Source organism: Pseudoalteromonas sp. BMB (assembly GCF_001709235.1).
Classification (GTDB): Bacteria; Pseudomonadota; Gammaproteobacteria; order Enterobacterales; family Alteromonadaceae; genus Pseudoalteromonas; species Pseudoalteromonas maricaloris.
On record NZ_MBQA01000057.1, the window covers coordinates 161,140 to 174,942 of the forward strand.

Annotated in this window: 8 protein-coding genes; 4 read left to right on the forward strand and 4 right to left on the reverse strand. The window is 44.1% G+C overall.

Annotated elements, in window-relative coordinates:
* From BB427_RS04660 to BB427_RS04675, 4 genes are all read left to right on the forward strand, one after another.
* On the forward strand, positions 1 to 1,221 hold the full coding sequence (locus BB427_RS04660) for an ABC transporter permease (RefSeq protein WP_069019098.1): 1,221 nt from the start codon (positions 1 to 3) through the stop codon (positions 1,219 to 1,221).
* Positions 1,222 to 1,281: 60 nt separating this feature from the next.
* On the forward strand, positions 1,282 to 2,601 hold the full coding sequence (locus BB427_RS04665) for a sigma-54-dependent transcriptional regulator (protein ID WP_069019099.1): 1,320 nt from the start codon (positions 1,282 to 1,284) through the stop codon (positions 2,599 to 2,601).
* Positions 2,598 to 3,935, forward strand: coding sequence for a sensor histidine kinase (locus BB427_RS04670; RefSeq protein WP_069019100.1), 1,338 nt, complete (start codon positions 2,598 to 2,600; stop codon positions 3,933 to 3,935). The genes BB427_RS04665 and BB427_RS04670 overlap by 4 nt, the downstream gene beginning before the upstream one ends.
* Before the next feature lie 421 nt (positions 3,936 to 4,356).
* Entirely contained in the window at positions 4,357 to 4,803 is a 447-nt protein-coding gene (locus BB427_RS04675) for a hypothetical protein (protein ID WP_069019101.1), read from the forward strand.
* A 58-nt stretch (positions 4,804 to 4,861) separates the two neighbouring features.
* Here BB427_RS04675 and BB427_RS04680 read toward each other — a convergent pair whose 3' ends face one another.
* From BB427_RS04680 to BB427_RS04695, 4 genes are all read right to left on the reverse strand, one after another.
* Positions 4,862 to 6,304 carry a catalase gene (locus tag BB427_RS04680; RefSeq protein ID WP_069019102.1) on the reverse strand — a complete coding sequence of 481 codons (1,443 nt, stop codon included), beginning with the start codon at positions 6,302 to 6,304 and terminating at the stop codon, positions 4,862 to 4,864.
* Between the two features lie 219 nt (positions 6,305 to 6,523).
* Positions 6,524 to 8,455: a S41 family peptidase gene (locus BB427_RS04685; protein WP_069019103.1), complete on the reverse strand. Its 1,932-nt coding sequence runs from the start codon at positions 8,453 to 8,455 to the stop codon at positions 6,524 to 6,526.
* A 234-nt stretch (positions 8,456 to 8,689) separates the two neighbouring features.
* The gene (locus BB427_RS04690) at positions 8,690 to 10,399 is read right to left on the reverse strand and encodes an AMP-binding protein (protein ID WP_069019104.1); all 1,710 of its coding nucleotides are present in this window, start codon (positions 10,397 to 10,399) and stop codon (positions 8,690 to 8,692) included.
* 227 nt (positions 10,400 to 10,626) lie between these two features.
* Positions 10,627 to 13,800, reverse strand: coding sequence for an efflux RND transporter permease subunit (locus BB427_RS04695; RefSeq protein WP_069019105.1), 3,174 nt, complete (start codon positions 13,798 to 13,800; stop codon positions 10,627 to 10,629).
* Between the last annotated feature and the right edge of the window lie 3 nt (positions 13,801 to 13,803).

The following is a 13,803-nucleotide window of genomic DNA, read 5'->3' on the forward strand; positions in this document are numbered from 1 at the left end:
ATGGCGATTAAACATATTTTAAAACTGATCTTAAAACAAAAAAGTATTGCGCTGTTAATCATTCTACAAATCGCGATCACCGTGATGATAGTCAGCAATACCGTGTTTATCAGCTACGCAACGCTGCAAAACTGGCTAATTCCTTCAAAGTTGGAAGAGCAACAAATTCTCAATGTAACGACGCGTGTGTTTGATACCTCGGTAGACGTGCAGTCACTTATAGAAAAGGATATTCAAGCGATAGAAAATGTGCCGGGGGTCGTTGCCGCATCTTATGCTGGTAGAGAGCTGGTATTAAACAGCTTAGGCCCTGGATGGACTATTTTTAAAAATACTCAACCAGAAACGGATTACAGCGTGTTCGGCTACTTAGGCTTGGATGAAAAAGGGGTAGATGTACTTGGGCTTGAACTCGTTGAGGGGCGTAGATTTTATGCCAGCGAATTTATCAAAGGTGATGAGGCAACAAAAAATGCAGGCGTTATTATGATAAGTGACGACCTTGCCACGTCCTTATTTGGTGATGACTCAGCTCTTGGACAGACGGTGTATATTTCAAGGCAGCGCATTCCACATCAAGTAGTTGGTGTTTATAAAGGTAAAATGCTTGGAGAAGGCGCAACATACAATCAACAACCCTACAATTCAGGGGTTGTACCTGAAGTCATTTGGGGTAACCGTCAACGGGCAAATTATTTAGTCAGAGTTGAAAAAGGCGTGTCTGAGCGAGTGCTAGAAGAAGTTGAAACGGCACTTTATCACACCAACGGGCGAATGGTTGAGCGAGTAGAGTTTGTTGCCAGAGCAAAAAAACGTTTGTGGGATGGCCGTAGCACTTTTGCACTCACCATGGCAGGCATAAGCATCATCGCATGTGTGGTCACCGCGCTTGGTATTGTCGCACTTGTCAGCTTTTCTGTTAGCCTAAGAAAGAAAGATCATGGTGTACTTCGTGCGTTAGGTGCATCTAAAGGTAAAGTGATGTGGTCTTTAATTAAAGAAAATACAATTTTAGTCTTTATCGGTTTAGTGCTAGGCTTTGGTCTCTCGATTTTGCTTTACTATTTTTTGATGAATAATGTTCGCGTGCAAAGTGTGGTAGAGATCCCGTTATTGGTTGGGGTAGCTATTTTTACTTGGCTTGTGAGTACATTGGCGGTGTACCTGCCTGCCAAAGAAGCTGCGAAAGTGTCGCCGGCACAAGTAACGAAATCCAGTTAAGAATAAAAACAACAAAGCCCCGAAAGGGGCTAAATCTACAAATTAGGATAAAAAGCGTTCATGAGTGTATTGGTAATTGACGATAATCCGGATGTAATTCAAGCCATTAAAGTCCTTTTGTTGCTCAATGATATTCCGTGTGAAGGTGTTACCTCTCCGCAGCTGGGCCTAGAGAAGGTTCGTAGCAAACAGTTCGACTTAGTTATTCAAGATATGAATTTTACCCGAGACACCACCAGCGGCGCGGAAGGTAAAGCCCTGTATAAAGCCATTCGAGATTTAGAGCCAGACTTACCCATCATCTTACTGACCGCTTGGACGAATCTTGAAATGGCGGTGGAGCTTATTAAAGATGGTGCAGCAGACTACTTAGCTAAACCTTGGAAAGATCATAAACTCGTCACTTCAGTGAAAAACTTGCTCGAAATGCGAGAACTACAAGAGCAAGTAAGTAGCGCTGCTAATCAGCGCAATGCCAGATTACAAAAGCTAAAAGCGCAATACGACCTGTGTGGTGTGGTGGTTGCCGATCCGGCCATGTTGAGCTTGCTTGAAATGGCGACTCAGGTTGCGCACTCCGACGCGCCAATTCTGATCACAGGACCAAACGGCGCTGGTAAAGAGAAAATTGCAGAGATCGTGCAAGCCAATAGCAGCTATAAACATAAACCCTTTATTAAAGTGAATGCGGGGGCTATTCCGGCGGACCTAATTGAGGCCGAGTTATTTGGGGTTGAAAGTGGTGCTTATACAGGCGCACAAAAATCGAGGGCTGGGCGCTTTGAAGCGGCCGATGGTGGCACTTTGTTTTTGGATGAAATCGGCAACTTGTCTTTGACAGGGCAACAAAAATTGCTAAGGGTTTTACAAAGTGGTGAGTTTGAACGCGTTGGCAGCACGGTCACGAAAAGGGTAAATGTTAGGGTGATCAGTGCCACCAACAGTAATTTACCAGAGGCCATTCGCGCAGGTAGTTTTAGAGAAGACTTGTATTATCGGATCAATATGATTGAGCTTAAACTGCCGCCGCTATCTGAGCGAAAAGAAGATATTGCCGTGTTAGTGGATCACTTTTTGCCGAGCAATAAGAGTTTGAGTAACACGGCAATGAAGCAGTTAAAGCACCACACATGGCCTGGAAATGTCAGGGAGCTTGAAAACACCATAGGCCGTGCTGTGTTGCTGAGCCCCGGGCAAGAAATTGAGTGTGAGCATTTAGCAATTCAAATACCACAACATGAAGAGCCGCTTGAATATACACAAGCAGATATCGAAGCTGCATTAGACAGTGCTGATGGCGTAGTCAGTAAAGCCGCAAGAAAGCTTGGATTAAGTCGGCAAGCACTATACCGGAGAATGGAGAAGTTTGGTTTAAAATGACGGTGTCTCTTCAAGCAGCGGTGTCTGCATGCCTATTTGTATCACTATTGGTGTTTGCGGCTATTTTATGGCTGGCAGCTTCATTTGCCATACCATTTACTCTGTCAATTCCGGTGGGGCTGCTTGTTGCAGCGGTAGTAGGCGTTGTCGGTATCAGTTACTTTTTCTCTCGCCAACAGCGGATCATAGATTGCTTAACGGACGGGATCCGCAGTTTTAAAGATCAAGACTTCTCAGTTCAAATTACACATTTTGAAAGCATAGAAATGTCTGATCTAATTCTGGAATATAATCGTTTATCGACAACACTAAAAAAGCAGCGCCACGCCACCAGCCAAAGGGAGTTACTACTCGATACTATTTTGCAGGTGTCACCGGTGTCGATTTTACTGTTAAATCAGTTTGATCAGGTTGTATATGCCAACGACAAAGCCGGCAAGTTACTCAATAACAACAAGTCGTTAAGTGGCCTAGTGCTTCATCATGCCATCGCAAATGCAGACCCAAAGCTGCAAACTATTTTGCTACAAAAAGAGTCTGGGTTTGTGACCTTTCAAGCCAATGATGAAAAGCAAAGCTATTACTTTTCAAGGCAGAGCATAACACTCAACCACCAGCCGCACGTGTTGCTTATGTGTCAAAATCTATCAAGCGAAATGAGCCGTCAAGAAGTAGGGCTTTGGAAAAATGCGATCCGTCTTATCAGTCATGAACTCAATAATTCATTAGCGCCTATTTCTTCACTGACTAATTCTGCAAATACAATTGTTGAGCGCAGTGCTGAAGAGCAAAACCACGCCCTTATTCAACTGTTGCCCGAAATGCTTTCGACTATCAATCGCCGCACCGAGAACTTGAGTGAGTTTGTCGCTAAATATAGCGAGTTTGCGAGATTACCAGCGCCTAATATTACAGGGCAACCCTTGCAGCCCTTACTTGATACCGTTAGTAAGCTTTATGACTTTACTTTGCTGGCACCACTCCCTGTAGAGTGCGCTTTTTTTGATCCCATACAGGTAGAGCAGGTGTTGATTAATTTAGTTAAAAACGCCCATGAATCAGGGTCTAAGATAGATGAAATAGGTGTTAAGTTGCTGGTTGATTATCAACGCCTGATAATCGTGGTTGTTGACAGAGGTGTAGGAATGGAAGAAGAAAAGCTAGCAAACGCAGTACTACCATTCTTTTCTACTAAACCCAGTGGCACAGGCATAGGGCTAAGTATTTGTAATGAAGTCGCCATTGCCCACGGTGGACAACTTAAGCTATTTAATCGCGAGAAAGGCGGTCTAATGGTGCAGTTTGATCTGCCCCTCGTTGTGCCTAAAGCATAGCGTTGTTATTGCACTAACCCATATCGGGTGGGCGCAGATCCCCCCCAGCGCTTTTTGATTCCGCATTTCGGGTAGGTGCGGGTTCACCCCGCGATCTTTTTGGTTTAAATACCGCACCTTAAGCGGGGGAAATCTTATTGTCGTGATAAATCACGACCTACAAATAACAAGCTTCACAAATTTATTTTATTGACCTCATTTTTTGCTAAGCCCATATCTGGTGGGAGCGGGTTCATCCCGCGATCTTTTTGGTTTTAATGCCATATCTTAGGCTGCGGAAATCCTTTGTCGTGATAAATCACGACCTACAAATAACAAGCTTCACAAATTTATTTTGTTAGCCTCATTTTCTGCTAAACGCATATCTATCGACAGGCAAAGGCAGAGCAGCGATACTCAAGCAAATTGAAAATATAGGGAAATGAACTTGAACGCGCAAACTCAAACGACCAACCACTTTTTACTCTTCGCGGGTGTGTGTACAGCCATTGCGGCAGTGGCGCACATTGGCTGCATCATCTTTGGTGCATCTTGGTATCGATTTTTTGGTGCTGGTGAGGAAATGGCTACTATGGCCGAACAGGGGCTTATTTATCCTCACCTTATCACTGCCGTTATCGCTACGATTTTACTGCTCTGGTCATGCTATGCGTTTTCAGGGGCGAAACGGATCCGACAATTACCTATGCTTAAAATCGCCCTGTGTGTAATAAGTGCAATCTTTTTAATAAGGGGAATTGGGTTTGTTTTTATCATGCCAACGATCCCAGATAACAGCATGACGTTTTGGCTGGTGAGTTCCTCAATTTGTTTGGTAATAGGAGGGGCTTACGCGCTTGGAACCAAAAAGGCATGGTCACAAATCTAGCAGCATTAAAAGCTAGCACTTCAGGTGCTAGCTTTTTGTTCAGACTAGGCAGTTAACCTTATTCATTCAGTGCTGTTCTAACACCGGCTTCAAGCTCTTCGTGAACAGATTTAAATAACCCAAGTTGGCGTTCAATGATATGTTCAGGTACACCCGCCATAGCGCGTGCTATGTTGCCGTACAAGCGCTGCTTTTGGGCATCATCAAATAGGCGATATAGAGCACGAGGCTGTGAAAAATCATCATTGTCTTTGCGGTGGTCGTATCTATCCGACATTCCCTCAAGCTCAAAAGCAGGGAGTTTATACTCAGGGCTCTCTTTTGGGCCTCCCATCGAATTAGGCTCGTAGTAAGCATCTTCGTTACCACCGGGTTCATTGTTAAAGAACCGCATTGCACCGTCTTTGTGGTAATGATGCACTGGGCATTTTGGGCGATTAACAGGTAATGCCTCATAATGCGTGCCGAGTCTGTAGCGGTGAGCATCAGCATAGGAGAAAATGCGTGCTTGCAACATTTTATCGGGAGAAAATCCAATTCCAGACACCACGTTAGACGGACTAAATGCAGCTTGTTCTATCTCTGCAAAATAATTGTCTGGTACGCGATTTAATTCGAGTGTGCCAACATCAATGAGTGGAAAGTCGCCATGCGGCCAGACTTTGGTTAAATCAAACGGATTGTGTTGGAACTGTTTTGCTTGTGCTTCAGTCATCACCTGAATTTTCATATCCCATTTCGGATAATTTCCGCGCTCTATGGCCTCAAGCAAGTCCTCTTGAAAGCTCTCCCTGCTTTCGCCAATTACTGATTTTGACTCTTCATCGGTATGATGCTGGTGGCCTTGTTGGGTTTTCATATGAAACTTCACCCAAACTCTTTGGTTCTCTTCGTTAATCAAACTAAAGGTATGTGAGCCATAGCCGTTCATGTGCCTTACATCCGTTGGCAAGCCACGGTCAGACATTAAAATCAATACTTGATGCAGGCTTTCTGGCGACAATGACCAAAAATCCCATTGCGCGGTGTTGGAACGCAGGTTAGTTTTAGGGTGACGCTTTTGGGTGTGAATAAAATCTGGGAATTTATACGGATCACGGACAAAAAATACGGGGGTATTATTACCAACCAAATCCCAGTTTCCTTCTTCAGTGTAAAACTTTATCGAGAAACCTCTTACGTCACGCTCCGCATCGGCAGCCCCTTTTTCACCGGCTACTGTTGAAAAGCGCATCAGAATGTCGGTTTGCTTACCAACTTCAGCAAATAGCTTTGCCTTGGTATATCGGCTTATATCGTTTGTTACCGTAAATGTTCCAAACGCACCCCATCCTTTAGCATGCACGGTACGCTCTGGAATACGTTCTCTATTTTGATGCGCCAGTTTTTCGATTAACTGGTAGTCCTCAACCAATAATGGGCCTCGAGGACCTGCGGTCAAACTATTTTGATTATCGGCGATTGGATTACCAGCAGTGGTGGTTAATGGACACTTGGTCATTGCTCGTTTCCTTCATATAAAATTTAGAAACTAACAGCAATAAATGAACCAAAATAAAAGTGAAATAAAAACAATCTGTTATAAATGTTGTCGGCGGGGGATGTGAGTTTTACTGAGCAAAGTTTTCAGAGTGATGTAAGCGCTACGTGAATTATACAGACTGTTGAAATGCAGCGGTTTCATCCGCTGCATATTTAGAAATTAATGGTAGCTAAAGTTTTAGAAAAACCTCGTTGAATTCCATAAACGTGTTTTACCACTATCTAACCCAACAAACTGCACTGTACCAGTCGTTACGTTACTTGGTAATGTATAGCTAATCGTTTTAGCTTGAGTACCATACGCAAATGCAGAAATACGTTTTACTTTAGTGCCATCAATGTATACATCTACGTATTCTGTGTTGGTTACATCAAAATTATACACTCCGTTAGTTTCAGCAACCGATGCAAATCTATCTGAATTAAATGCTACCGTTGCACGCGCTGTGGGTTTTGCGAGTAACTTACGAGCGATCGTATTGAAATCTTGAGTATCACCATCGAATATGTCTTCAACGTTATAACTGACAACTTCATTGGCAACACAGCCGTAGTCCTCAATGAGCGCATTGATGTGATGACCTTGACGTACAGACTGACGCCACGACACCCGCATACTTTGATCATAAGGTAGCGCTTGATATGGTGCACCCACGTACTGTACAAATAAACCATGCTCAATTACGTTTGCGCCACCTGCACCAGTACGTTCGTGCTGTCCAAATACGGTTGCAATACCGTTATCTTGCATACCACATGTGAACATATCACCTGCAGAGTAGGTGTTAGCGTTTGCCCAAACCCCCACGTTACCATAATATGCCTGACCAATCTGGTTTGCTGCATCTTTTGTCATGAATGAGGTTGCAGCAGAGTATTGTTCATTGGTGCCTTGTACGTCAGCCAATACTTGGTGCCAATTATCACTTAGGTAAGTACCGAACAGGGAATTATTTAGAATATGGTGGTTCTCAGGTGTGTTGATAAAACGTACATGAGACGGAGTAACACGTTTTGGTGTAAACAGTTGTAGTAAATAGTCGTTATATAGAATATTACCACCTGGGTTGCTTCTAACATCAATAATAAGTGCTTTCGTGTCACTTAGCTGGTTATCTAAGATATCTATGATGGCAACAAGGGCAGTATTAGTTCCATTTTTAGGTGAAAAAGAGGCAATCTTAATATAGCCGACTGACTCGCCGTCTACTTGTACTTTATTCCATGTCACCGTCGGTTCAGCAGTAGCATTGGCTGCTAGGGCAAAAGCACTATCTTGTGCTGCAGCTTCTAACTCTTTAAATGTAGCAAATTCATAGTTAATACTTTGTGTAAACTGCGCTGCATTCTCCTCTGTATTTGCTTGCGTAGTCGGATTTCCGTTATAGACCAACCAAGGCAAGTTAACACTATATATTTCGCCCGTTTCGTAAGATTCCAAAGTAAGCGTTAGCGCGTCATTTTGTGGCGGCATCTGTTTATTATGTGATTTGATAGTCAAGTTGTTTAACGCACCAACAAACCCGCCATCTGGATTAGCCCCACCGCCTTGGAATAGTGTGTTGTTTACCACATCTGTTACTGCTTGGCCGTTGTATGCAATGACTTTATCGCCTAGAGAAACCGTTGATGTATCTGGTGCAAGTACGGTGTAGTTTTGCCAGATACGGTTTACGCGTACTTCCTTGCTGCCATCTGTATTGACGGTTTGTGCAAAATGAACTGGCACAAAAGAAACAAAGTTTTTCATTGGTGCCGGGTAGTTATAGTCCAAATGAAAATCTCGCTGAGATAAGAAGATCTTTTGCAGCTGCTGATGAAATTGAGAAGAACTTAGATTTCCCATGTTATTGATTAAGTCGTCTACTGCAACGACTGGGTCTAAGTGTCCGGCCGGAGAAAGTCCGTAGTACAGGTTTTTGGCATATTTATTGACGTATAAACCGTCAAGTAATAGTTTTGCTTGCTCAGCTACAAGCGCTTTTTGTTCATAACTATAATCTTGAATACTAATTTGGTCGCGTGTGTCTTCAAGATAGGATATTTGTGCCATTGCACCCGTTGTAAAGCTTAATGCCAGAAGGCTGGCAACTGTTGATAATTTAAACATATTGTTATTGTCCTGTATATGGAAACAAAACTGTTTTATATCTTTTGGGTACAAAAGTCGATAGGTGTTAAACAAAATGATAATAATTCATTGCTTTTATGTGTGTTGATTAAACCGAACTTCCTACTCTTTGTAGGCTAACTAAGGAGAGTATTGGGAGAATTGAGTTTTAGAGGATTATTTGATTTGCCACGCAACACTCATTTGCGTGGCATCAAGGATGTCGAACGCAAATTAGGCTGTTTGATGTAACTCTTGCTCCATTTGATCTCTCATTTTAAATTTTTGGAGCTTACCCGTTACCGTCATCGGATAGGCATCAACCAATTTGATGTATTTTGGCACTTTGAAATAGGCGAGTTTATCTTTTAAAAATACACGAATATCTTCTTCCGAAATATAGTGCCCGGGCTTAAGTTGCACCCAAACACATACTTCCTCACCATATTTTTCGTCTTTGATCCCAAATACAGCGGCGTCTTGAATATCATGATGATGATAAAGCACTTCCTCAATTTCTCTGGGGTAAATATTCTCGCCACCGCGAATGATCATGTCTTTTATGCGGCCGACGATGCTAACGAACCCTTCGTCGTCCATTACCCCTAAATCGCCAGAGTGTAACCAGCCGTCGTCATCTATGGTCGCCGCCGTTTTTTCTGGGTCTTGCCAATAGCCTTTCATTACACAATATCCTCGGGCACATACTTCACCAGGCGTACCAATTGGGGCAATATGTCCTAGCTCGTCAATAATTTTGACCTCGGTATGTGGCATAGCACGACCAACAGTCTGCACGCGTTTTTCTACAGGCGAATCGATTTCGGTAATATTATTGATTGGGCTGCACTCGGTTTGCCCGTAACCAATGAGTACATCGGTCATATGCATTTGGGTTTGTACTTGGCGCATGACCTTTTCTGGGCAGGTGGAACCCGCCATCACCCCAGTGCGCAGCGAAGATAAATCAAACTGCGTAAAGTCTGAGTGTTCTAATTGTGCGATAAACATTGTTGGTACACCGTGAAGCCCGGTGCATTTTTCTCGTTCAACAACTTCTAAGGTAACAAGCGGATCAAAGCTATCGTTAGGGAATACGGCGCACGCACCTTTACTAATACAAACGAGATTACCGAGTACCATACCAAAACAATGATAAAGCGGCACGGGAATACAAAGCTTGTCTTGCTCTGTGAGCTTCATAGCATTGGCGACGAGTAATCCGTTATTGAGGATATTACTGTGGGTGAGGGTGGCGCCTTTTGGATTGCCAGTCGTACCTGAAGTAAATTGAATATTGATAGCGTCACAGGCATTTAGGTTGGCTGCAATCGCATTTGCCTCAAGATAGTGGGCATCATTAGCTTTAGATAACAAGGTGCTGAAATTCATTAGACCCGGTTCAATATCCTCGTCAATCAGCACTATCTGTTTGAGTGAGGGAAGGCGCTGTGAAGATAATTCGCCAAACATGCAGTCGTAGGATTCTGGTGCCAGCTCTCTAATCATGTCAACGTAATGGCTATGTTTAAAAGACTTCGCCATAACTAACATCTTACACTCAACGTTGTTTAGCACGTATTCAAGTTCGCTTGGGCGATAGGCGGGGTTAATGCACACCATAATTGCGCCAATTTTAGCAGTTGCGAATTGCACTAGACTCCATTCAAGGTTGTTCGGAGACCAAATCCCAACTCTATCCCCTGGTTGGATGCCTACAGCTAAAAGGCTTGCGGCAAGTTGATTTATTTTTGCCAGATACTCACGATAATTTAAGCGAACTGATTGATGAGAGACAACAATGGCTTCTCTTTCTGGATAATTGTCGACAATATTTTCTAGATATTGCCCTATGGTGAGTTGAGTGAGCGGTGCTACTTGGGGGCCTTTGAAGTAACTCTTTGTAAGTGCACCTGCTTTTATTAATTGGCTCTCTGTCGTCATATCTTGTCCTTGCTGTTGATCTCTAGTTTTTATCATTATGCTTTATCAGTGATAACCTAATTGTCGACAAAATCAAGTGCAATTGGACGAAAAGCATGAAATTACGACTAATGGCTAGTGATAAAGTGTGTAATGGCAAGGTAGTGGAAAGGTGGTAGTAGCTTTATCAGACATATAAAAAACGCCCGAAAATTCAGGCGTTTTGTGGTTTAACTTAAGGGATGTTATTAAGCTAATCCTTCATCTGTATCGACATGCTCATCTTTATGATGCTTCGCGATTTCATCTGAAAGTTCTTGCTTAGAACGCTTCTCTGACATCTGTCTTGCCATTAGCCAGTAAAAGAACAGTGGCAAGAAGAATACTGCGAGGAAGGTAGCCGAGAGCATACCACCCATTACGCCAGTACCCACACTGTGTCTTGCTCCTGCGCCAGCTCCAGAACTCATAACCAGTGGAACTACGCCAAGTATGAAAGCAAGTGAAGTCATGATAATAGGTCTAAAACGCAGTCTCGCCGCTTCAAGGGCTGCGGTTGCTGGACTCCATCCTTCTTGATACTTCATTAGCGCGTACTCGACAATAAGGATGGCATTTTTACTGGCGAGGCCAAGTAGGGTAACCAAACCGATTTGGAAGTAAACGTCGTTGGTTAGCCCAGCAATCCAGATTGAGACCAAGGCACCGAAAGTACCAAACGGTAGCGCTAACATAACCGAGAATGGCAATGACCAGCGCTCATAAAGTGCTGCGAGGATCAAAAATACCATAATCACGGCCATGCCGAGTGCAATACCGGTTGTGCCAGAGTTTTGCTTTTCTTGGAACGCGGAACCCGTCCACTCGTAAGTCATATCTGGTGGTAGCACTTTGTTGGCGATACGCTCAAACTCCGCGATAGCTTGACCTGAGCTGTAGCCAGGTGCTGCTTCGCCCATTAACTTAACTGCAGATAAGTTATTGTAACGATTCATGGTTTCCGGACCGCGACTATACTCAACATCCGTAAATGCAGAAATTGGTACCATTTCGCCACGATTGTTTTTCACATAAATGCGGCCTACATCTTCCGGTGTCATTCTAAACTCGGCTTCAGCGGACATAATCACCTGCCATGCACGGCCAAACTTATTGAAGTCGTTGACGTAGTAATTACCTAAATTTGCTGCAAGTGCGTTAAACGCAGAATTGATATTAACCCCCATGGCACGCGCTTGTTCACGATCCATATGTACCTTTAGCTGCGGTGCATCAGGACGCCATAGCGTTTGAATGCCTGTAAGGATTGGGCTCTTCTGCGCCTCGGCCATGATCATCTGCATACCTTGCTTCAATTTAGCGGGATCAGAGCCGCCTTTATTTTGCAAGAAGACTTCAAATCCGCCTGTTGTACCCAAGCCGAAAATTGGCGGTGGGTTAAACGCCAGCACTAATGCTTCGTTAATATGCGCGGTTTTCATAAATAGCTCACCAACAAGTTCCTTCGCTGACACATCGCGTTCATCCCAATGTGTTTGCGTCACGAACATAGTCGCCGCGCTGTTTTTGAAGCCACCACCGATGAAGTCCATCCCCGTAAACGCCACGACGTTTTCGTTAGCTGGGTTTGACTTTGCAGCAGCTATCACTTCATCGGCCACTTTAGCGGTGCGCTCTAATGAAGAGCCGTCAGGCAAGAACACCGCTATCATGTAGTAACCTTGGTCTTCGTCTGGTACCAAAGAGCTTGGTGTTTTTTGCCACAGGAATACCGTTGCACCAATCATCGCTACCATCAATGTTAGGCCTACAAAACCACGGCGAACCATAAAGCTAACCGCACCAACATAGCGCCCGGTTACACGATGGAACCAGTCATTGAACCACAAGAAAAACTTGGCATCCTGTTTGTGCTCGTGCTTAAGCAGCAATACACAAAGTGCAGGCGTCATCGTCAGTGCAACCACACCGGATAAACTTACAGAGATGGAGATTGTGATCGCAAATTGGCGGAATAGTTCGCCTGTTAACCCGCCTAGGAAAGCGATAGGTACAAACACCGAACACAATACCAATACAATCGCGACTACGGGGCCGCTTACTTCCTGCATCGCTTTAACCGCTGCTTCTCTAGCCTGCAAGCCTTGCTCATGCATAATCCGCTCGACATTCTCAAGTACCACGATGGCGTCATCTACCACGATACCAATCGATAACACCATGCCGAACAGCGTAAGCGTGTTAATCGAGTAACCGAGCATATAGAGACCTGCAAATGTACCAAGTAACGAGACTGGTACTGCAAGCGTTGGAATTAGCGTTGCACGCCAGTTTTGCAAGAACAGGTAAACCACTAAGAATACCAAGATCATTGCTTCACCAAGCGTTTTTAACACCTCTCGAATTGAGACTTCTACAAAGCGTGTGGTGTCGTAAGAGTTAACGTGAGCGAGGCCTGTAGGGAACTGAGGTTTGATCTGTTCAATTTCAGCCTCTACTGCTTTAGCGACGTCAAGCGCATTCGCGCCCGGTTGTAAGAATACACCGAGTAATACCGCTTCCTTACCGTTAATAGTACCTTGGAAGTTATAGTCTTTAGAACCAAGCTCTACGCGAGCAACATCCTTAAGGCGCAGTGTTGAGCCATCTGGGTTTGCACGAACGATGATATTTTCGAACTCTTCAGCCGTCGATAAACGTCCTTTCGCGGTGACACTATAAACGAGCGATTGCGCGTCTTGAGATGTCGGTGTTGCACCAATACTACCCGCTGCATACTGAGAGTTTTGCTCTCTAATTGCACCCGCAATATCGTCTGCTGTGACTTGCAGTTGACTCATAATATCCGGGCGCAACCAAATACGCATGGCATAGTCTTTAGCACCGAAAATCTGCACGTTAGTCGTACCAGGAATGCGTTTGACGCGGTCAAGGATATTCATGGTAACGTAGTTAGATGTCCAGAGACTTTCTCGAGTACCATCTGGCGAATAGAATGCGTGTACTTGTAAGAAGTTAGAAGATGTCTTTTGAACCACCACGCCTTGGCGTCTAGTTTCTTCAGGGAGACGAGCTTCTACTTGCTTCACCCGGTTATTTACATCTACGGCAGCCTGATCAACATCCGTTCCAATCTCAAAAGTAACAGCGATCGTCGTTACGCCAGAGTTCGTACTGGTTGATGTCATGTACATCATGCCTTCAACACCGGTAATCGCGTTTTCGATAGGGGTTGCAACAGTTTGTTCTAATACATCTGCTGATGCACCAGGGTATACCGCACGTACCTCAACTTGAGGTGGTGCAATTTCGGGATACTGTGCAACAGGCAAACTGCGCATTGCAGCAAGCCCGGCAAGCACTATCACGATAGAGATAACAAAGGCAAAAATAGGCCTGTTTATGAAATATTTGGAGAACATCAG

Bases quoted from the DNA above. Each gene is read 5' to 3' on its own strand.
- BB427_RS04695 (WP_069019105.1), bottom strand. From the start codon at position 13,800: ATGTTCTCCAAATATTTCATAAACAGGCCTATTTTTGCCTTTGTTATC.
- BB427_RS04660 (WP_069019098.1), top strand. From the start codon at position 1: ATGGCGATTAAACATATTTTAAAACTGATCTTAAAACAAAAAAGTATT.
- BB427_RS04670 (WP_069019100.1), top strand. From the start codon at position 2,598: ATGACGGTGTCTCTTCAAGCAGCGGTGTCTGCATGCCTATTTGTATCA.
- BB427_RS04685 (WP_069019103.1), bottom strand. From the start codon at position 8,455: ATGTTTAAATTATCAACAGTTGCCAGCCTTCTGGCATTAAGCTTTACA.
- BB427_RS04680 (WP_069019102.1), bottom strand. From the start codon at position 6,304: ATGACCAAGTGTCCATTAACCACCACTGCTGGTAATCCAATCGCCGAT.
- BB427_RS04690 (WP_069019104.1), bottom strand. From the start codon at position 10,399: ATGACGACAGAGAGCCAATTAATAAAAGCAGGTGCACTTACAAAGAGT.
- BB427_RS04665 (WP_069019099.1), top strand. From the start codon at position 1,282: ATGAGTGTATTGGTAATTGACGATAATCCGGATGTAATTCAAGCCATT.
- BB427_RS04675 (WP_069019101.1), top strand. From the start codon at position 4,357: ATGAACTTGAACGCGCAAACTCAAACGACCAACCACTTTTTACTCTTC.